Source organism: Providencia sp. PROV076, assembly GCF_028483405.1.
GTDB classification, from domain to species: Bacteria; Pseudomonadota; Gammaproteobacteria; order Enterobacterales; family Enterobacteriaceae; genus Providencia; species Providencia huaxiensis.
This window is the reverse complement of the sequence record NZ_JAMPRR010000018.1, coordinates 148,624-168,346: the sequence shown is the minus strand read 5'-3', so window position 1 is coordinate 168,346 and position 19,723 is coordinate 148,624. Positions and strand designations below refer to the sequence as shown.

Below are 19,723 nucleotides of genomic sequence, written 5' to 3'. Positions count from 1 at the left end.
ATCCGGCACATCGATTGTTATTTTTTGAGTTGATTCGGGGAAATACCAAAGCGCTTGCGAAATGCAACGGAGAAATGAGCGGGGGTATAACCGACTTGGTAAGCTACGGTTGAGATATTTGCATCATTCATACTCAGCAGTTGAAAAGCCGTTTCTAAACGGTACTCCTGCAACCAGCCATAAATACTGTTACCGAATAATTGACGGAAACCTTGTGTAAGTTTACGGGTATTGATCCCTAACCGCTTAGCCAGTTCATCTAAACTGGGCGGAGATTCTATTTCCTGAATCAATATCGTTTTTGCCATATGCAGACTATCAATATCTCGCTGCCGTAATGTGCCCATAACCGCCGAATTCGCACTAGATAACGAATGATGTAAGCATAATGCCGTAATTTCAGACACTTTAGCGCTTAAATATAGCTGGCGTAATGATGAATGGGTTGGGCAAGCAAATAGTTGATGCGTGATTGCTAATATATTGGGAGGAATAACCAACTGTAATAGTTTTGGGGAATTTGGGTGATAACACGTATCTGGCAAACTTAATTGCTGCGCATCCAACCATTCAGGGGAAATATCTATCATGGTGTATTTCATGGTTTGTTGGCCATAAAATTGATTATTCAATAGATAATTTTTCTGGCTGCCCGATAAAATCAAAGAAGGCGAATTCACTTCAACATTTTGTCCCGCACTACTACGGCAGCCCATTGCACCTTGATGGATAGCCACAATTTTTAGCCCAGCGGCTTGCTCTTCTTCAATACCTAAATCACGGTTAATCAGAAACTCACCGCGACGGATCCGAATAAACTCACCAACAGAGTGTTCTTCTCGGGCTGAATGCGCTTGAGTGAATTTATCTTCGATGCGCTGCTGCATAAAGGCTCTTACCTAGACGAATAAATAAACAGTGATAGTGACAAAAAAACGCCAAGATAACAATAATTATCATTCGCAATAAATAAAGAGGAGATTAATCAGTTTAAATTGAAGATTTGACTGTAGCTTTTAGGGTTCAAACGCAAATAAAGAATCAATGTTACTAATACAAAGACCACATGCATTGCCCATACCCATGTAAAACTCTGGCTCAATTGCTGTATCCACGCAGCACATAGTGGCCCAAAAGCTGCAATAATGAATCCCCCAGCCTGCATCAATGAAGTCAATGCCCCTGCACTAACCGGGTGAGGTAGGTGGTCTAAAGCGGTAATAATACTTAATGCAAAGCAGCCACCTAGCCCCATGCCTAATAACGCAACCCATAAAAGTGGCGCATCGCTGGCAAACAGCATCAACCCAGAAAAACCAAGAGCTTGGCAACTGAGCGTGACAATCAACCAAAAGCGACGGTCAATATTATGCGATGCAAATACGGGTATCATAAGCGCAGATAACGCCTGAAAAACCGTTAATATGGCAACAAATGAGCCACTTTGTGCAGCACTCATTCCCTGCTCTTGGAAAAAAGGTGCCAGCCAAGTCACCACGGTGCCATATCCTGCATTAATCAGCCCAAAGCCTGCCATCAACAACCATGCTCTCGGCTTGCGTAAGAACACCAATACTGAGACCCGATCTGCTTTTGAGCCCCGTTCCGTGTGTACATTCGCCCAAATAGCCAACAGCGCCAACAAAGCAGGGAAAGCTAGCCACGCTAAGGCACTCTGCCAATGGCCTGTCATTTCCTCAACCAAAGGCGTAAGCTGTGCGCCGATAGCGCCTCCCGCCATCAATGTGGCTGAATATAGCCCGGTCATCATCGCCATTTTTTGGGGGAAATTCGCTTTAATGAGCCCAGGAAAGACCGACTGAATATAAGCCGCACCCACTCCACATAAAAAAGCGGTTAATAATAAAGCCGCACCATCCGCAACAAAGTAACGAGCGAGTGAACCGACTAGCAGTAACAACATTGCCGTACTGATACCCGCACGTTCGCCTATACGTTGGTTTAACATAGGTACAACCAATGCCCCAACCCCCATCAATAACATGGGTAACAGCGTTAAAAGCGAAATACTTTGATAACTCATCCCTGTCGTTTGAATAATATTGTCGATGACAGGCCCAGGCCCCGTCATAAAGGGTCGTAAGTTCAGCCCGACTAAGACAATGGTCAATATCAATGACAACGAAGATGGTGCTGTTTTACTCATTGAGATTGCCGTTCCCACCACTGTTGGTACAGGGTGCTACGCGTTTCATCATTAGGTTTTAATTGCTCAAACCGTAAACCTGATTGCTGCTCAGGAACGACCCTCAGCGCTTTTGCTATGGCGTCAGTAGAGAGCCCAAAAGGTGCGGCATCATCATTTGAATAGGCGTAGACGACCCGAGAGATCCCCGCCATTCGCATCGCGGCCAAGCACATCGGGCAAGGCTGCCCACTTGCATAAACCACACAGTCATCCAATTTCACACGGCTTAATTTTTGCCCTGCTTGACGCAATGCCATCAGCTCCGCATGGGCGGTTGGGTCATTGAGCTCAAGCATCTGGTTAACGCCACTTGCAACCACTTGCCCATCACGGACAACTATTGCGCCAAAAGGCCGTCCGCCAGCTTGCACGTTCTCCATTGCTAAGTTGATAGCTTGTTGTAAAAATTGCGTATCCGTCATTATTTCGCTCCTGAACGCTCAAGAATTTCGATTAAATTACGGTAACCTTTACTTTTCGCCAGCGTCAACGGTGATATCCCCGAACCATCCGCTAAATTGACATCTGCGCCACCTTTAATTAATTCAGTGACAATTTGTGCGTACTTATCGCTACCATCACCCAAAATAATCGCTTCAATCAGTGCAGTCCAACCCAACCGATTAACGTGATTGACATCAACACCCGCATCAATCAAGGTTTTGACCGTGGCAACATGGCCGCGCTCTGCTGCGGGGATCAACGCAGTTCCCCCGTAGCGATTGGTACTTTTCAAATCAGCACCATGTTGCAGAGTCAATACAAGTATCTCTTGCAAACCACGCGCCCCTGCGTACAAATAAGGGGAGTCTTGCATATTATCCCGTGCATTCACGTCCACGCCTTGCTCAATCAAAAAACGGGCAACCTCAAGATGGTTTTCATGGGTTGCCGCCATCAACGCAGTACGTTGGCGTGAATCTCGCTGTTCAATGTCTACGCCCTGCTCAACTAAGGACTTAACACTTTGTAAGTTACCTTGTTCAGCCAATGATACCAAAGAGTTAGCTTGTGAATTTGCCATGCCTTTCCCCATAAATATCAATGAAATCATAAGAATGCTAGCTAAGTGAACCAACCATTTTGCACGTAAAAAGAATGTTTTCATGATTAATCTCCCCTATGACTCTTTAATCTACTGAAAAAGTATGCTATTTAAAAATTAAATAACCAAATGATAGGTATTTATAAAATGAATTCGTTGCTCAATCTAGTTTTGTTGAAAACCTTTGTTACTGTCGCTGAGACGGGGAATTTCACCGTGGCTTCACAGCATTTAAATTCAACGCAATCAACATTGAGCCAGCAGATCCAACGACTAGAAACTTTAGTCGGCCAGCCTTTATTTATCCGAGGGCACCGCATACTCACCTTAACCGAAACTGGAGAAGTTTTGTTAAGCTATGCAAAAAATATTTTGGCGCTAAATGATACCTTCTTTATGAAAATCACTGGCAATGCCGTCATTCAAACTATCCGGCTCGGTTTTCCTGAGGACCTCGCTTCTGGCCAAGTCACCCCGACACTGGCCGCATTTATGCAAGCTAACCCCAATGTGCGGCTAGAAGTTACGAGTGGCCTAAGCCGCCAGCTCCATCAGCGCTACCAACATGGTGAATTAGATTTAATTATTGTGAAACAGAAGAAAGGTGAATTTAAAAGTGATTACCATTGGCCAGAGCCTTTGTGTTGGCTAACGAGCAACCAATATAAACGTTTCAATAATGATTCAGTACCTTTGGTAGTTTTTCCTGAAAACGGCCTTTATCGTAATGACATGTTTAAGTTATTAGACAATGAGCAACGCCCTTGGCACATAACTTATACTTGTTCTAGCCTTGCTGGTATTCAAAGTGCTATCGCAGACGGGTTAGGTATTAGTTTATTACCTTTACGAGCAAAACTTCCTCAACATCGAATTTTAACAGAAGAAGAAGGTTTCCCTACTGCTCAAGAAATGGAAATTGCGATGCATTTCCAAACAAATACTTCGGATACGGTGACTCAACTCGCCGAGAAACTGGCACAACAATTGGGGGCACGCGAGTGATGAATAAACTGATTGAATTAGAAAAAAAATTACATAACAGTACTAACCGACAGAATAGCAATTTTCTTCGCGAGATATTACATGAGGATTTTTTTGAATTTGGTCGTTCTGGCTTTTCAACCGATAAACTCGATACCTTAGCGTCATTGGCTAGTGAAACAACTAAAACGATTTACGCCGAAAATTTCTACTGCTCGCAATTGAGTGATAATACGGTGTTGATGACTTATATCAGTTTTGAACAGCAAGATGGGGATAAAACCAAGCTAACTAACCGCTCATCTATTTGGCTAAAAAATTCAGCAAACCAATGGCAATTAAGGTTTCATCAAGGGACACCCGCAAATTAACAATAAAGTGGAAATGAATCACCCACTTTATTGTTAGCACAACATTAATTGGCTAATTGGCTGCGTTATTTCTTATCAAAATACCCTGCGCGAATGGATGCTCCAATTAAATTCACAACAAAACGCCCTGCAGTCACCCCAGTTAGCTTAGAGGGAATATCTTTTGCGGGTGTAATTTCAACGATATCCATACCAACAACGCGACCTTTTTTCACTAAACCGTGAATTAGGCTACGCGCTTGCAAATAAGTCACCCCACCAGGGGCCGGGCCATCAACTCCAGGCATGATACTCGGGTCAATACCATCCGCATCAATACTAATATAATAGTTCGAATTATCTGGAATGCGGTCTAAAATGGCTTGCATGCCAACCTCGTGTAGTTCATAGGCCGGAATAACATGCGCACCATGGTCTTTAGCCGCTTGGTAATCCCCTGGGCGTCCGCTACCTTGTGCACGTAAACCAATTTGGAAAATTTCACCTATATGCTTCATTTCAGAAGCGCGACGGATCGGGCTTGAAAGGCCGGTATCCACCCCATTAACCTCTTCACGCCAATCTAAATGTGCATCAATATGCACAAGTGTAATCGGCCCTACTTCATCAAATCCCTGCAAAATAGGCGTTGTGATCCCATGGTCGCCCCCTAAAACAATAGGAAGTGCTTTAGCTCTTAATAACTGTCGAATTGCCTCGGCTGCACGCTGATGATGCTCCCCCAAAGGCTTTGATAAATCAGGAATAACATCACCACAGTCAACAAATTTAATATCTTTCCGGCCTTGTAGTAGTGGCCCATCAATATCAAAATCATAATGATCTGGATGTCTAACAATTCGGTCACTCATATCACGTAAATATTGTGGAGCACGAGATTGATCGTTGGTAAATGCATGAGCACTATAAGCTGAACTAAATGGCATCCCTAGTATGGCAATATCCGCTTCAATGTTGGTCAATTCAGTCACTAATTCTGAATATAAAAATGTTTTATGGCCAACATGTGGGGGTGTCGTTAATTTTTTCATACAAACTATTCCTTCTTAGATTTAGTTTTCTTTCTTTTGTTTTTTATTTCTTAGCCACCAAATGTGTTAGCTAAGAATACAAATAGAGGGACACCAACAATATCTGTTAATACCGTTCCAGCGATTGGTATAATAATGAATGCCTTTCGTGAGAATAAACCGTATTTATTACAAATAGCATCCATTACCACTAAGCCATTTGGTGTTGCACCTAAACCATGCCCAATAAAACCTGCTGACATAACAGCGGCATCATAGTTTTTACCTAATGCACGGTAAACAACAAATATAGCCACTAATATTGTTGTAATGACTTGTGATATTAATATGATAGTTAGAGGTAACGCTAACTCATATAATTCCCAAAGTTTTAGCTTCATCATTGCCATCACTAAAAACATTTCTAGTGATAGAGTGGAAAATAATACAACTGTATTGCGAGATATTTTAATCATCGGTTTTCTTTCATTAATTGAATGAAATATAACGCCGATAAACAAACTAAAAATATGGCCAGGAATAGTAAACCCTGTTACTGTGCTTATCCATTTTGCTGTCGGCATTCCGATAGCGAGTACGCTTAAAATAACTGCACCTGTAATAATACATTGTTGAGCTGTAATTTTATCCTCAGTATCGTTACTTTCCGCTAAATTTTCTAAATCAACATGGTCAGTTTCAATCTTTAATTTATTTCTTTGGATTAACCAGTTCCCAACAGGCCCACCTAGAATTGACCCTGCAATCAAACCAAAGGTCGAAGCCGCTAACCCAACATTCAGGGCTTGGTTGTGACCAAAGGACTCAATCAGCGGTGCTAAAGATGCCGCCATACCATGACCACCTTGCATCGAGGCTTGGCCTGCCATCATAGCAACTAGTGGCTCAATATCTAAAACATACGATAAACCAATACTGACGCCGTTTTGCATAAATGCCAAGCCCCAGCAAATCACCATATAAATCAGTAATATTTTTCCACCACTCACTAATAATTTAACCCCCGTCATTAAACCTATTGTGACGAAAAATATATACATTGATAAATCATATAATGTGTTATCAAAATTAAGCTCTACAATATTAAATTGATAAGCTATCCACATTACAATAGAAAACATAAACCCGCCGATAACCGGACTAGGAATTGAATATTTCATAAAAAATGGAAATTTCTTTATAATTACATTGCTAGCGATTAACAACAAAGCCCCTAATGCTGTAAATGTAATCATATCTAATTTTATTGTTAACAATTCATCTGTGACCATAAATTAGAATCCTTTTGTATTTATATATATTTGGATTAATTATTATTTTGTGGCGCCACTTTGGTAATAATCTATTAACAACTACAACTTTAAGATATACGTATCCACTAGGAATAAAAGTGATATTTTTGATCCTATGGTTTCATAAAATGAAACCTTTTATATAAATAAAAACAATTTTAACATTTAAAATAAAGCAGTATTAATTATGCTATTTGTATCGCAATAAAAAATAAGATAGATTAGCATTTAGTGATTGATTTCACGTAATAGGTATAAATATGCATAATAAAAAATTAACTGAAAAAGACTTAAAATCATTACGTGTTTTTACTTCCGTTGCAGAAGCTGGTGGCTTTACCATTGCAGAAAAAAAACTAAATATGTCAAAAGCGTCAATAAGCCGCCATATCCGTGAAATTGAAGAAAAACTCGGGGTTCAATTGTGTGAAAGGGGTCCTTCTGGCTTTAAGCTAACTGAGTCAGGCTTATTTGTTATCGAAAAAGCCAATACCGCTTTGAAAGCATTAGATAATATCAAAACTGAAGTTGATGAACGCCATGGGATTTTATCTGGAACATTAGTTATTGGTGTTATTGAACATATATTAACGGATCCACTCTGCCATCTATCAGCCACTATCGCTCAATTTACCCAAGAGGCACCTAATGTTAAATTAGAGCTAAGTATACTCAACCATAATCAATTAAATAAAGCGCTTAGTGATAGAACAATTCAAATCGGTATTCGCGGGCAATATCACGAAAATAGCCGTTTTAATTACCAATTCTTATTTATAGAAAACCATAAGCTTTATGTTTCTGCGAATACGGCCAACAACAAACATAATCTAGCATTGGTTTATCGGCCACACCCATTCACTGAAAGTATTTTAGCATCGGGTGAATTTAGCCGAGGCCCCGAAGCCGCTGGCCTTGAGGCCGTAGCCACCTTTATCGCTTCAGGTCACTATGTCGGAATTTTACCGGAAGACTATGCCTCACATATTAATTTCCGCCATTCACTCATAGAAATGAGCGACTCCCCTGTCTTTCATAACCGCATATGTGCAATCACCGAGGCTAGTAAACCGCTAACACAAAGTGAAGCTCTGTTTTTAAAACTACTTTCACAATTAAGTAAAGCACCAGTATCTACATGATCAAAAAATCCCCCAGCAAGTCACCTCACTGGGGGATTTTAAAAGTAAAAACTTAACGAATGTTAATTACAGTACATCAACACAGTTCAGTTCTTTAAATGCTTGCTCTAAACGAACAACCATTGACTCTTGTGCTTTACGCAGCCATACACGTGGGTCATAGTATTTTTTGTTAGGTTTATCCGCACCTTCTGGGTTACCTAACTGACCTTGCAGATAGCCTTCGTTCTTTTTGTAGTACTGTAAAATACCATCCCAAGTTGCCCACTGGGTATCAGTATCGATGTTCATTTTGATAACACCGTAGCTCACTGCTTCTTTGATTTCAGCAGCACTTGAGCCAGAACCACCGTGGAATACGAAGTCTAAGCTGTTGTGTGGCAGGTTATATTTTTCTGAAACGTAGTCTTGTGAATTACGCAGAATTTTTGGCGTTAGCTGGACGTTACCTGGTTTATAAACACCGTGAACGTTACCGAAAGAAGCCGCGATAGTGAAACGAGGGCTTACTGCATTCAGTTTTTCGTATGCGTATGCAACGTCTTCTGGTTGAGTGTACAGCTCAGAGCTGTCCATACCCGTGTTATCAACACCGTCTTCTTCGCCACCGGTACAGCCTAATTCGATTTCGAGTGTCATATCGATTTTAGCCATACGCGCTAAATATTTAGCACAGATTTCGATGTTTTCTTCCAGTGATTCTTCAGACAGGTCAATCATGTGAGAAGAGAACAGTGGTTTACCTGTTTTCGCGTAGTGCTTTTCACCCGCATCTAACAGACCGTCGATCCATGGCAGTAATTTCTTCGCACAGTGGTCGGTATGCAGAATAACAGGAACACCGTAGTGCTCAGCCATTTGGTGTACATGATGGGCACCAGAGATAGCACCTAAAATTGCCGCTTGTTGGCCTTCAGCTTTCAGGCCTTTACCTGCGATAAATGCAGCTCCGCCATTAGAAAACTGCACAATAACTGGCGCACGCACTTTAGCAGCCGTTTCAAGTACGGCGTTAATTGAATCCGTACCAACACAGTTCACTGCTGGCAATGCAAAGTTATTTTCTTTAGCAACTGCGAAAACTTTCTGTACATCATCACCAGTAAGAACACCCGGTTTAACAAAATCAAAAATTTTAGACATGTGAAAAGGTCCTGTGGTAAACAGGCAGCCTACGCTGCCTGTTGTGTATGAACAATTAATTACGCTTTAGCACGTTCTTCTAGCATCACAACGGCAGGGAGCTTTTTGCCTTCAACGAACTCAAGGAAAGCACCGCCACCAGTAGAGATATATGAAATTTTGTCAGCAATATCGAATAAATCGATAGCTGCTAGTGTGTCACCACCACCAGCAATAGAGAATGCGTCGCTGTCTGCGATTGCTTTTGCAACGATCTCCGTACCTTTACGGAAATTAGGGAACTCAAATACGCCAACAGGGCCATTCCAAAGAATGGTTTTGGCATTTTTCAGGATCTCAGCCAAACGTTGTGCAGATTCGTCTCCTAAATCCAGAATTTGTTCGTCGTCTTTAATTTCAGTACTTGCTTTCAAGGTTGCTGGCGCAGTTTCAGAGAACTCGGTAGCAACACGAACATCGGTTGGTACTGGAATTTGGCAGTTAGCCAGTAATTTTTTCGCTTCAGGGATTAAGTCCGCTTCATATAATGAACGGCCAACATTATTGCCTTCTGCTGCGATAAAGGTATTCGCAATACCGCCACCAACAATCAGTTGGTCTGCAATTTTAGATAGAGAATCTAAAACAGTCAGTTTAGTTGACACTTTAGAACCACCAACAATCGCAACCATTGGGCGAGCTGGGTTATCTAATGCTTTACCCAGAGCTTCTAATTCGCCGCTCAATAATGGGCCTGCACAAGCCACTGGAGAGAATTTTGCCACACCATGTGTAGATGCCTGCGCACGGTGAGCCGTACCAAATGCGTCCATGACGTAAACATCACATAATGCCGCATATTGTTTTGACAGCGTTTCGTCGTCTTTTTTCTCACCTTTATTAAAGCGAACGTTTTCTAGCACAACTAACTCGCCAGCGTTGATTTCAACACCATTCAAGTAGTCTTTCACTAAACGAACTGGGTAATCCATTTTGTCGGCCAGATAGTCAACAACAGGTTGCAGTGAAAACTCTTCGTTGTACTCGCCTTCGGTCGGACGACCAAGGTGAGAAGTGACCATGACTTTAGCGCCTTGTTTCAGAGCAGCTTCAATTGTTGGTAATGAAGCACGGATACGTGCATCAGAAGTAACTTTGCCATCTTTTACAGGAACGTTTAAGTCAGAACGGATGAATACGCGTTTACCCGCTAAGTCTAAATCGGTCATCTTAATTACAGACATGGTGAATCCTCTCGTTGATTCTCTATAAAGTTTCCATCAGCGGCTGTGCAAAGCAATAATGTTATCATGCCCTGCTGTCTGTCAGTCGCCAATTAGTTTAAACCTGTCGCTGCCATTGCTAATGTTGTATCTAGCATCCGGTTAGCAAACCCCCATTCGTTATCACACCAAACTAGGGTTTTAATTAAATGCTTACCACTAACTCGCGTTTGTGTACCATCAATAATAGCACTGTGTGGATCATGATTGAAATCCATCGAGACCAGCGGTAATTCTGTGTAGTCCACTATACCACGAAAATACCCTTGTGCAGCGCCTCGCAGTAGCTGATTGACTTTTTCAACACAGACATCGTCATGTACGGTAACACTCAAATCAATTGCTGTCACATTCGTCGTCGGTACACGAACAGAAATAGCTTCAAAATGGTCTTTAAATTTCGGAAAAATTCGCGTAATTCCTGCTGCTAACTTGGTATCAACAGGAATGATAGACTGACTCGCCGCGCGAGTTCTGCGTAAATCTTTATGATAGGCATCGATAACAGGCTGGTCATTCATTGACGCATGGATCGTCGTCACCGTTCCCGACTCAATCGAAAATGCCTCATCAAGTAATTTAATAATTGGAATAATACAATTGGTGGTACAAGAGGCATTGGAAACAATTTTGTCTTGAGCGGTTAAAGTCTCATGGTTAACCCCATAAACAATCGTCGCATCAAGGTCATCGGTTCCGGGATGAGAAAATAGCACTTTTTTAGCACCTGCGGCTAAATGTTGTAAACCGTCATCCCTTGAGCCATAAGCCCCACTGCAATCCAACACAACATCAATGCCTAACTCTTTCCAAGGTAATTCATGAATAGCCGGCTGATGAAACAAGCGAATATTGTCATCACCAACTTGCAAAAGTGTACCGTTAAGCCGCACATCCCAAGCAAAACGCCCATGACTGGAATCATACTTCAGCAAATGCGCAATACCTTCAGGTTCAGCCAGTTCATTAATCGCCACCACGACAATCTCTGCCCGACGGCCTGATTCATACAACGCTCTTAAAACACTTCGACCAATGCGGCCAAAGCCGTTTATTGCTACCCTGATTGCCATTCTACACCTTGTATCTGAGCAAAATCACACGGTTGCTAAGGATAACTGACTCACACCAACTCTACTGCTCATTTTAGCTGTCAAACATCAAAAGTGTGCTTCAACCGACATTTTTAAAAAATATTTTCATTCAGTAGCATGCAACTGAAACGGTTCAGCTTATCTAAGGTTAGAGTAAGGGATATATTTACAGAACGCAATAGAAAATCGTTAATCGGTGCACAAAAAAACAACGCCTAACTTATCATTAGGCGTTGTTCAGCAAAACATGATTACGAGGGGCATCCGCACATGGATACCCCAAAATGCAATCACTTATTTCAGAAGAGATTTCGCAGCTTCAACTGCTTTTTCTGCAGTGATGCCGAACTCTTTATACAGTTCTTCCGCTGGTGCAGATTCACCAAAGGTATGCATACCGATGATGGCACCGTTTAAGCCAGTGTACTTGAACCAGTAATCTGCAATACCTGCTTCGATAGCAACACGCGCTGTCACATTGGCAGGTAATACTGCTTCACGGTATGCCGCATCTTGTTTATCGAATGCATCAGTAGAAGGCATTGATACAACGCGAACTTTACGGCCTTCCGCTGTCAGTTGGTCAGCTGCTTTAACTGCCAGCTCCACTTCAGAACCTGTCGCAATAAAGATTAATTCAGGCGTACCTGCACAATCTTTCAGGACATAAGCCCCTTTCTCGATATTGGCTAATTGCTCAGCAGTACGAGGTTGTTGCTCTAAATTCTGACGAGAGAAGATTAAAGCGCTTGGGCCATCTTTACGTTCAATAGCATATTTCCATGCCACCGCAGATTCAACTTGGTCACAAGGACGCCATGTGCTGAGATTTGGTGTCACACGCAGGCTCGCCAGTTGCTCAACTGGTTGGTGAGTCGGGCCATCTTCACCCAGACCAATAGAATCGTGGGTATAAACAAAGATGCTACGCACTTTCATCAGTGCAGCCATACGAACCGCATTACGTGCGTATTCAACGAACATCAGGAATGTCGCGCCGTAAGGAATGAAACCACCATGTAACGCGATACCGTTCATGATAGCTGACATACCAAATTCGCGAACACCGTAGTGAATGTAGTTACCCGCTGGGTCAACATTCAGTGCTTTGGAGCCTGACCACATAGTTAAGTTACTTGGCGCCAAGTCTGCAGAACCGCCCATAAATTCAGGTAAAACTTTACCGAACGCTTCTAATGCATTTTGTGATGCTTTACGGCTGGCAATATTCGCTGGGTTTTGCTGCAAGTTTTCAACGAATTGTTTCGCATCTGCGTCGAAACTAGCCGGTAATTCACCATTCATACGACGAGTAAACTCCGCAGCTAATTCAGGGAATTGTGCTGCATAAGCGGCGAATTTTTTATCCCATGCGCTTTCTTTTTCTTTACCTGCGGTGCGAGCATCCCAAGCTTCGTAGATATCTTTAGGAATTTCAAATGGACCGTAGTTCCAACCTAGAGCTTCACGAGTTGCTGCAATTTCAGCATCACCTAAAGGTGCACCATGAACAGATTCAGAACCGGCTTTATTTGGTGAACCAAAACCAATGATCGTTTTACACATAATCAGTGTTGGTTTATCAGCTTGTTTCTTCGCTTCATTGATTGCTGCGTTGATCTGTGATGCATCATGGCCGTCGATATCACGAATAACATGCCAGCCATAAGACTCAAAGCGTGCTGCTGTGTCGTCAGTAAACCAACCTTCAACTTCACCATCAATAGAGATGCCGTTGTCATCATAGAATGCGATCAATTTATTTAATTTCAGTGTACCCGCTAAAGAACACGCTTCATGCGAGATACCTTCCATCATACAACCATCACCCATGAACACATAAGTGTGGTGGTCTACAACATCATGACCAGGACGGTTGAATTGCGCTGCTAATGTGCGTTCTGCAACCGCAAAGCCCACTGCGTTTGCAATACCTTGACCTAAAGGACCGGTTGTTGTTTCAACGCCTGGAGTATAACCATATTCTGGGTGGCCTGGTGTTTTAGAGTGTAGTTGGCGGAAGTTTTTTAACTCTTCGATAGGTAAGTCATAACCTGCAAGATGCAGCAAGCTATAGATCAACATAGAACCATGGCCATTTGATAGAACAAAACGGTCACGATCTACCCAGTGTGGGTTTGCTGGGTTATGATTCATATGGTCACGCCACAGTACTTCAGCAATATCAGCCATGCCCATTGGCGCGCCAGGATGCCCTGATTTTGCTTTTTGAACCGCATCCATACTTAGAAAGCGGATAGCATTAGCAAGGGTTTTACGAGTCGTCATCAGTATACTCCAGGTAGGATAAAAACGTACTTAAACCAATTTTTTCAACGCAATACAGATAGTGCTACTTTAATTTCGCTGTAACATGAAAATGTCAATTTACCGATGTATCGCCATATGCTCCTTTCCCTAAGGAACTACAACACATCGCCAACAAACTGAGCATTTCACGAATAGAGCGATTGAAAGTAACCCAATTCTACCTATACCGCAATATTTGCTATGTTCATGGCAGCAGATCGCAAATAAATTGAACTGCCGCAAAGCTGAATCCATTCTATTGCGCAAAATATCCCTTAAGGCTTACATTTTTGCGCAAGTGACTAACCTTATTAAACCTGAGTTCGGTGTCTGGGATCAAGATGATTTATGTATCTAGCACATTTAGCTGCCACATTAGTGATAATTGGCAAAGTTTTAGGCAAAAAAACTCAATATACCCGAGTATTTTTGTTTATGCTGAAATACCCACCACTTCTAATGATCAGAAATAGATAGTGCGTGCACTTCTAACAACCAACGTTTTTACAACAGAAATTCCTATACAGTTCACAGTTCTTATATGTATAGTTTTGAATGAAAGTGACTTTCAAAAGACAACAGTGCAATCTTAATTAGCGGTTAGGTGGATCCGTATATCTAACTTATTAAGTAATAATTAGTGAATCCCTAACTGAAGAATTGCTTTTAGAACAAACGTGTATAGTATTAGGCACTGCAAAACCTATATGCATTTAGTGACCTAATTACAAAGAGAAAGCCTTACCCATTATTATTTCTATAGCACGCTGCATCCACAGATAAAGACATCATAATCGATATTGCTGAAATTAAAATAAGGGACACTAGAGAGCGTAGTAACCTATCGCTGATTCTATTTTCACTGGTAAAAACCTGATGAGGTTATAGAAAATAAATTGGCCTGTAAGGCGAAATCTTAGGCCTAAACCCCATGTATCACAATAGGGTCAAGATATGAAAAAGTTGATACTATAGTATCAATCTACTAAACATTGATGTTATATCATATATCTAGTTAACGAAGCGGAATTTTAACATCATACACATTAAACTAGTTAGTTGAGTTATTAATAAATAATAGGGCTAAAAACACATCAAAAATTATAATTTTACCAATATAATTAGTATCCCGCCTTTATTCTAAATTATCCCCCCTTTTAATTGTAATAAATTGTAACTTTCAATGTGGATTCTTTATGCTTCTTAATTAAATATACATTTGTTAACAATTATAATAATTTTACACTTATTTAGTGTATTTTTTTATTAAATCCCCTTATTTCAACACTATTAAGTGTATTTTTAACCAATTAAACTGGTGGGAGTGTGTTTTTCAATTAGATAATGCCAAAAAAAACAATATCAATAGAAAAAACCTATTAATAATAACTTTTTAATAGAAATCCAGCCATTTACTCTTTTTTTAATGTATTTATTATAACACTCAATTAAACAAGCGAGTGAGTTAACGAATATCATATAAATAGATCTATTAATATTAGAGGCTGAAAAAATGAAAGCTAATATAATTAGTAGTCATGTAGGAAATTATTTACGAAAATCACGCAAAGAAAAAAACATGACAGGAAAACAGTTGGCAGAATTAATTAACATTAGCCAACAACAGGTATCTCGCTATGAAACTGGTAGCAGTTCATTATCGCTAGACCAATTAAATGAAATCTTAACCGTTTTAGATAAAAGATGGATTGAAATGATTTACTATATTGATTGTTTCTCTGAAGAAAATAAAAGAAACGATATAATTTTAAGTAAAAAAACAATCCAAATATTAATAAACAGCATGAAAGATATTTAAATATTCCATTTTAAATTCAATAAAACCATATCAATATGTAAAAATTAAATAACTAATTTTACTATTGTTTTCTATCAATATAAAAAGAGAGATTAGTATGTTAAATAAAAAAATGGCTTCTGTATTGTTATCAACAATTATCGCAGCTTCTTTTGCTACAGCTGCAAATGCAGATACACGCACCGCTCAAGCAACAGCAACATGGCAAGCGACTGCAATTAAAGACACGACAAGTATGTTAGTTGTGACTCCATTAAGAAGTTTAACTTTTAATTATGCCGAAGGCCAAAAAAGCTTTAACCAACAAAATGGAGCATTTGATATCGCTATTCAAGGCCAAGCTGGTGCAACAGATTTTAAATTAGCATCAAAAATTATTGCTAATACATTAGCAAGAACAACTGACGATTCTAAATTAACTGTTGGGGTTAAATGGAATGGCGAAGATCTGACTAAAAATAATGATTTAGTATTAATTGATACATCAACCGGTTTAACTTCTGGTTTAGACAATTTAGCGGCTGATGGTATCTATAATGGCTCTGAGCGTGCAGCAGATCGCGGTGAATTCACCTTTGTTATTGCTGGCGCTGAAGCTGATGGTGCAGCGACTGACTTTAAAGCACTGACTGATGGTACATGGGATGGTGATGTGAAAGTTCAATTTACTGCAACTTGGGACGGTGATTTCACGCCAGCTCCTTAATTCAATATCCCCTTATTAGATAATTAAATATTACGATAAAGATACTATAGGGAAATAATATCTTTATCGTCATTCATTTTTGAAATTTACGATTATGAAAAAGATAACATTAGCATTAATTTTATTATCATGGTTACCATTAAAAAACAGTTTTGCTGTCAACGTGGGAAACATTACTGAAATAATATCATCGAATGAAGACACCTTCTCTAAAGAAATTGAAAATACAGTAGATACCGCAAGATTGGTAAATTTAACGATAGAAAAAATAGATTCACCACTTGATACTGGAAAAGTAATTCCAGTTAATGACCCTAATGAAATATTATCAACGCCCGCCAACTTAATTCTCCCAGGGAATGCAAAAGATATATTTAAGATAATTTATCAAGGCCCAAAAGATAATAAAGAACGTTACTATAGATTAAATTGGAAAGATGATCCTATTGGCGAGAGTGGTGTTACACAAAGTGCAAAATCGGCATCAGCAACAACATCAGCAACAATTAGTACAATTCTCGTAGTCGCACCAAGAATTGAAAAATTTAATTATAAATACACTAGTTCTCAAGTTTCGAATACTGGAAACAGCACCTTCCGTGTAGTGGCTTCAGGCCCTTGTTTAGCAGAAAAACAAAAACACGGAGTGGATGGTATTTGCCGCGAGCGTTATTACCTCATGCCAAATTTAGCCGTCAAATTACAATTTGTCGATGTCACAAATAAAAAATCAAGCGTAGGTATTTGGCACAAAGGAGAGTTCATTGTTGTCAAATAATTAAGAATGGACTTAAATTATGCGTAAAAGTTCTATTGCTTTATCAATATTAAGTATTATTTTTTCGAATACGATTAATGCCAATGAAATGAAAAGCGTTAAGATCGGTGGATATATTATTCCTCCTGCATTTGTTAGTGCATTGGAAGAAGGAATGTCTGTACCTGTTTTTTTACGACTAAATGATGATACGGTAACCAATCAGAGCGAAAGCAAAATTGCAGATGCAGTTATTGTAGTCGATCATGGTAATATTAAATTATCAAGTATTCATCTCATTGAAAATGAGCACGGTGCGAAACTAAATAATTTACTAATCGATAAACTTGAAGAAAAAAAGGATGCCATTTTTAATGAAAGTAATGGCATTGTTATTGATAATAATGCAACCCTTCAATTAAATATTTCTTCATTTAATTTATCATTAGATGTTGATAAAGCTGCTTTTTCGCCAAAAGAACATGCGCGGCAATCTGTACTAGGAAATTCTTCAGTTAATTCATTTTCAGCAGTAGCTAACTATGATTTAGGGGTATTTCAGAGCCGTGTTAAAGATTCAAAAGATACATCCAGTAGCTATTTCAATTTAGATACATTATTCGCAGCTGCGGAACATCACTTTAATGTAAATGCATCAGCATATAGCATTGGAAAATATAATTCTAATGTTGAATTGTATCGTGCAATGTATGAGCGTGACTTCAACGGATTACGTTTTGCTCTTGGGCTAATGAGTACGTGGAATTTGCAATCTATTGCCAGCTTAACTGCCCTTAGCAGCAGTAAAATTTATGCGGCATCAATAGGGAACAACTCCTCAAGTATGGTGACAAATAAGCAGCAATCACTCACGCCGATTTATGCTTTTTTAAATAGTCCTGGTGAAGTACGTATTTATCGACAAGGTAAATTATTAAATATTCAAAATTTTCCCATGGGTAATTTTGAAATTGATACAAGTATACTGCCCTATGGCATTTACGACGTCACTATTGAGACGGTTATCGATGGCAAAATTGTCACAACACAGCACCAAACAATTAATAAATCCTTCGGTGCGATAACAGGCGGTTTTGATAAACTCAATTGGGAAGTTTATGGTGGTTATATTGACTTTGATAAGCGTCATTATGTAAGAGATGAAGGCTCAACGAGTCAAACTCCTGGTAAAAGCCATTTAATCGGAGCCTCTTTCGCTTATAACTTCCCAGTGTTGTCTGGCGTGCGTTTTCAAATGTCAAATTATGGATTTGATAAATTTGTTGTACAAGAAACAAGTATCAATGCGGCTTTAAATAACTATATCTCAGTTAACTGGCAAGGGATGCTAGAAAACCATGGTAGTTATCGGAACATAGCGACTCTTTCGGTCAATATACCTGAAGGTTACGGTTCTTTGTGGGCATCTAAAGAAAAAACTGTAGTGAGCGGTGACTTACCACTTTATGATGCTGACAGTTATTCTTATGGCGGGACCATTAATTTTGACAAAATAGTTGATAGAACAGGGTCACTGACTATTAGTAATACTAAAGATCGTCGTATTGGCAGTGATTCAATTAACTATGAATATGCGAATACATTATTCTCTGGCCGTTATGGAACGGTGGGGTTAAGGGCGGGTGTACAGCGTTATCATTATGATAATCAAAATAGCACCAACGAGAAATATATTAACCTCGATTTTTCCTTACCTTTATCAACATGGTTGAGCACGGGTGTTTCCTCAACAAATGGTAATGTGAAAGCAAATATTTATGCGAATAAGAATTTTGAAAATTCAGTGATTACCAATGCAGGAGTTTCTGTCTCCAAATTAGTCCGAGATAAAGATAATGGTGAATCCAATTTTTCAACATTAGGCTATGCTTCTTATGATACTAAATATAACTCAGGTACCGTGACTATTAATCGCCCTGATAATAACAGGCTTAATGGTAATTTAACCTCTCGTGGCTCTGTGGCATATAGCAACGGCATGATCATGCAAAGTGGGCAACAAGGCAAATCGGGCGTCATTATCAATTCCGATATAAAAGGTAGCGGCAGCATGGTCGCAAAAGTAAATGGGCAGAATTACCCAATTAGCGGAAAGAATACCTTTATTCCATTATCCCCTTATTCGGATTATGACATTCAATTAATGAATGATGGAAAATCAAAAGACAGTTTTGATATTGTTTCAGGGCGAAATAAATCCGTCACATTATACCCAGGGAACATTGCTCTTTATCAACCTGAGGTAAGACAATTAGTCACGGTATTTGGTCGTCTGAAATCACCAAATGGTGAATATATAAAATATGCCTCAATTCGAAATCATATTGGTCGCACAAAAACGGACCAAAATGGTGAGTTTTCCATGGACGTTGACGTCCGATATCCAGTGATATCTTTATTACAAGATGATCAGCAAACAATTTGCGAAGCAGATTTAAACCTTCAAGGTGCACGTGGTGCATTGTGGGTCGGTGAGGTGACATGTCAACCTCAAGAAGCATTGGCTAAACGTTAATTATCACTTTAAGGCTAATTTA

General features: G+C 39.8%; 17 protein-coding genes. 7 read left to right on the top strand and 10 right to left on the bottom strand.

Annotated elements, in window-relative coordinates:
* Positions 1-17 precede the first annotated feature (17 nt).
* The 4 genes from PSF67_RS13185 to PSF67_RS13170 form a co-directional block, all read right to left on the bottom strand.
* Positions 18-887 carry a helix-turn-helix transcriptional regulator gene (locus PSF67_RS13185; RefSeq protein WP_102139521.1) on the bottom strand — a complete coding sequence of 290 codons (870 nt, stop codon included), beginning with the start codon at positions 885-887 and terminating at the stop codon, positions 18-20.
* 98 nt (positions 888-985) lie between these two features.
* Entirely contained in the window at positions 986-2,167 is a 1,182-nt protein-coding gene (locus tag PSF67_RS13180; RefSeq protein WP_166266757.1) for a cyanate transporter, read from the bottom strand.
* Positions 2,164-2,631 carry a nucleoside deaminase gene (locus PSF67_RS13175; RefSeq protein WP_166266755.1) on the bottom strand — a complete coding sequence of 156 codons (468 nt, stop codon included), beginning with the start codon at positions 2,629-2,631 and terminating at the stop codon, positions 2,164-2,166. The genes PSF67_RS13180 and PSF67_RS13175 overlap by 4 nt, the downstream gene beginning before the upstream one ends.
* Positions 2,631-3,317: an ankyrin repeat domain-containing protein gene (locus PSF67_RS13170; RefSeq protein ID WP_206276941.1), complete on the bottom strand. Its 687-nt coding sequence runs from the start codon at positions 3,315-3,317 to the stop codon at positions 2,631-2,633. Before PSF67_RS13170 ends, PSF67_RS13175 begins: the two co-directional genes overlap by 1 nt.
* An 84-nt stretch (positions 3,318-3,401) precedes the next feature.
* Between PSF67_RS13170 and PSF67_RS13165 the strand changes: the two genes are divergently transcribed.
* Positions 3,402-4,259, top strand: coding sequence for a LysR substrate-binding domain-containing protein (locus PSF67_RS13165; RefSeq protein WP_231068226.1), 858 nt, complete (start codon positions 3,402-3,404; stop codon positions 4,257-4,259).
* Positions 4,259-4,609: a nuclear transport factor 2 family protein gene (locus tag PSF67_RS13160; protein ID WP_272530760.1), complete on the top strand. Its 351-nt coding sequence runs from the start codon at positions 4,259-4,261 to the stop codon at positions 4,607-4,609. The genes PSF67_RS13165 and PSF67_RS13160 overlap by 1 nt, the downstream gene beginning before the upstream one ends.
* A gap of 65 nt (positions 4,610-4,674) precedes the next feature.
* Here PSF67_RS13160 and PSF67_RS13155 read toward each other — a convergent pair whose 3' ends face one another.
* Positions 4,675-5,640 carry an agmatinase gene (locus PSF67_RS13155; RefSeq protein ID WP_102139526.1) on the bottom strand — a complete coding sequence of 322 codons (966 nt, stop codon included), beginning with the start codon at positions 5,638-5,640 and terminating at the stop codon, positions 4,675-4,677.
* A 50-nt stretch (positions 5,641-5,690) separates the two neighbouring features.
* A complete protein-coding gene (locus PSF67_RS13150; RefSeq protein ID WP_238706851.1) occupies positions 5,691-6,875 on the bottom strand; it encodes a sodium/glutamate symporter in 1,185 nt (394 codons plus the stop codon).
* Positions 6,876-7,192: 317 nt separating this feature from the next.
* On the opposite strand from PSF67_RS13150, the gene PSF67_RS13145 reads away from it, so the two are divergent.
* On the top strand, positions 7,193-8,074 hold the full coding sequence (locus tag PSF67_RS13145) for a LysR family transcriptional regulator (RefSeq protein ID WP_272677045.1): 882 nt from the start codon (positions 7,193-7,195) through the stop codon (positions 8,072-8,074).
* Between the two features lie 66 nt (positions 8,075-8,140).
* Here the strand turns inward: PSF67_RS13145 and fbaA are convergent, their stop codons facing one another.
* The 4 genes from fbaA to tkt all read right to left on the bottom strand — a co-directional run bounded on the left by fbaA (position 8,141) and on the right by tkt (position 13,862).
* Positions 8,141-9,217 (bottom strand): class II fructose-bisphosphate aldolase, encoded by a 1,077-nt coding sequence (fbaA, locus tag PSF67_RS13140; RefSeq protein WP_102139529.1) that lies wholly within the window; start codon positions 9,215-9,217, stop codon positions 8,141-8,143.
* A gap of 59 nt (positions 9,218-9,276) precedes the next feature.
* Positions 9,277-10,440 carry a phosphoglycerate kinase gene (gene pgk, locus PSF67_RS13135; RefSeq protein WP_102139530.1) on the bottom strand — a complete coding sequence of 388 codons (1,164 nt, stop codon included), beginning with the start codon at positions 10,438-10,440 and terminating at the stop codon, positions 9,277-9,279.
* Between the two features lie 92 nt (positions 10,441-10,532).
* Positions 10,533-11,552, bottom strand: a complete 1,020-nt coding sequence (gene epd, locus PSF67_RS13130) for an erythrose-4-phosphate dehydrogenase (RefSeq protein WP_102139531.1) — start codon at positions 11,550-11,552, stop codon at positions 10,533-10,535.
* Between the two features lie 315 nt (positions 11,553-11,867).
* Complete coding sequence (gene tkt / locus PSF67_RS13125; protein ID WP_272677043.1) at positions 11,868-13,862, bottom strand: transketolase; 1,995 nt, start codon at positions 13,860-13,862, stop codon at positions 11,868-11,870.
* Between the two features lie 1,534 nt (positions 13,863-15,396).
* Between tkt and PSF67_RS13120 the strand changes: the two genes are divergently transcribed.
* From PSF67_RS13120 to PSF67_RS13105, 4 genes are all read left to right on the top strand, one after another.
* Positions 15,397-15,702: a helix-turn-helix domain-containing protein gene (locus PSF67_RS13120; RefSeq protein ID WP_102139064.1), complete on the top strand. Its 306-nt coding sequence runs from the start codon at positions 15,397-15,399 to the stop codon at positions 15,700-15,702.
* A 97-nt stretch (positions 15,703-15,799) separates the two neighbouring features.
* A complete protein-coding gene (gene ecpA, locus PSF67_RS13115; protein WP_004905392.1) occupies positions 15,800-16,408 on the top strand; it encodes a common pilus major fimbrillin subunit EcpA in 609 nt (202 codons plus the stop codon).
* Positions 16,409-16,502: 94 nt separating this feature from the next.
* Positions 16,503-17,186, top strand: coding sequence for a hypothetical protein (locus PSF67_RS13110; protein ID WP_166266739.1), 684 nt, complete (start codon positions 16,503-16,505; stop codon positions 17,184-17,186).
* 19 nt (positions 17,187-17,205) lie between these two features.
* A complete protein-coding gene (locus PSF67_RS13105; RefSeq protein ID WP_272677042.1) occupies positions 17,206-19,701 on the top strand; it encodes a TcfC E-set like domain-containing protein in 2,496 nt (831 codons plus the stop codon).
* Positions 19,702-19,723 lie beyond the last annotated feature (22 nt).